2 protein-coding genes are annotated in these 2,012 nt (G+C 68.4%); both read left to right on the plus strand.

Annotated features, from left to right (window positions below):
• The coding region (locus VGJ14_09500; protein ID HEY2832649.1) for a penicillin-binding protein 2 at positions 1–1,304 on the plus strand (1,304 nt) is incomplete at its 5' end.
• Positions 1,305–1,431: 127 nt separating this feature from the next.
• Positions 1,432–2,012 (plus strand): protein kinase (locus VGJ14_09505; GenBank protein HEY2832650.1); only part of this gene is annotated, 581 nt, incomplete at its 3' end.

Raw genomic sequence — 2,012 nt, forward strand, 5'->3', positions numbered from 1 at the left:
TCGCCGAGTCGGTCCACGTCAAGGGCATCTACGCCTACCAGCGGTCCTACCCGGACCCGTTCGTTTACGCGCCGGTGACCGGGTACGACTCGCTCTACAGCGCCACCGGCATCGAGAAGACGGAGGACAAGTTCCTGTCCGGGTCGGACCCGCAGCTCACGGTGCACAACCTGATCGACCTGGTCACCGGGAAGCCGAAGCGGGGCGCGACCGTCCAGCTCACCATCAACTCGGCCGCCCAGACGGCGGACTATGAGGCGCTCAAGGCGACCGGGCGGCTCAGCGGCGCGGTGGCGCTCGACCCGAAGACCGGCGCCGTCCTCGCCGTGGCGTCCTACCCGACCTTCAACCCGAACAAGTACGCGACGTTCGACAGCGCCCAGCTCAAGCGGATCGACAACCGCTACCTCAAGGACCCGCGGCAGCCGCTGGTCAACCGGGGCATCAACCAGACCTTCCCGCCCGGCTCCACCTTCAAGGTCGTGACCAGCTCCACCGCCTTCTCCACCGGCAACTACACGCCGCAGACCCGGGTGTACGCGCCGACCAACCTGAAGCTGCCCGGCACCTCTAAGGAGCTGATCAACTTCGACAACCTGCCCTGCGACGACGGCAGCAACCCGACCGGGAACGGCAAGGTGCCGCTCCTCTACGCCTTCACCGTCTCCAGCAACACCGTGTTCGGGAACCTCGGCATGAAGCTCGGCGACGACGCCATCCGGCAGCAGGCCGTCAAGTTCGGCATGAACGACGCGAACCTGAGGATCCCGCTGCCGGTGTCGGCGAGCAGCTACCCGCCGATCCCGGGCAACGACCCCGCATTCACCGCCTACTCGGCGATCGGCCAGTACAGCGACCAGGTCACGCCGCTGCAGGAGGCCATGTTCTCGGCCGCGATCGCCAACAACGGCACGCTGATGACCCCCTACATGGTCCAGAAGGTCACCGCGCCGGACCTGACCCCGCTGGAATCGGCCCAGCCAGCCCCGCTGGGCCAGGCGGTGAGCCCCGGCGTGGCCGCGAACGTGTCACAGATGATGGTCAACGTCGTCAAGCAGCCCTACGGCACCGCTCACAACACGGCTTTCCTCCCGCACATCGCCATCGCGGCCAAGACCGGGACGGCACAGAACGGCGCGAACAACACCGGGCTCGACGACGCGGTGTTCACCTGTTTCGCGCCGGTCGGCAACCCTCAGATCGCGGTTGGCGTCATAGTCAAGGGCGGCGGGCTGGGGGCCGACGCATCCGCGCCGATCGCGGTGAAGATCATCCAGGCCTACCTGGCCTCCCAGGCGAAGTGATGAGCGCCCGGGGAACGCAGAAAAAGGCCAGGGGCCGGCCCGGTCCGGCAAGGCCTGCGCGCCGGAGTGACATATCACCCCACCGCGCGGTTGACTACGACCCAGGACGGTTACGGAAGTGCGAGACATGACACAGCCGCGGCTTCTCGGCGGCCGCTACGAACTCGACGGCATCGTCGGGCGTGGCGGCATGGCCGAGGTGTTCCGGGCACGCGACATCCGCCTCGACCGTATCGTCGCGGTGAAGACCCTCCGCGAGGACCTGGCCCGGGACGCCACGTTCCAGGCCAGATTCCGCCGCGAGGCACAGTCGGCCGCCTCGCTCAACCACCCGTCGATCGTCGCGGTGTACGACACCGGCGAGGACGACGACGGGCCCTCGCACGTCCCCTACATCGTGATGGAGTACGTGGACGGCCGGACCCTGCGCGATCTGCTGCGGGACGACCGGCGGCTGCTGCCCGAGCGGGCGCTGGAGATCACCGACGGGGTGCTGCGGGCGCTGGACTACAGCCACCGCAACGGGATCGTGCACCGCGACATCAAGCCCGGCAACGTGATGCTGACCCGCACCGGCGAGGTCAAGGTGATGGACTTCGGCATCGCCCGGGCGGTCAGCGACGCGCAGGCCACCATGACCCAGACCGCGCAGGTGATCGGCACCGCGCAGTACCTGTCGCCCGAGCAGGCCCGCGGCGAGCGGGTGGA

The sequence above is a fragment of the Sporichthyaceae bacterium genome (genome assembly GCA_036493475.1).
Lineage (GTDB): Bacteria > Actinomycetota > Actinomycetes > Sporichthyales > Sporichthyaceae > DASQPJ01.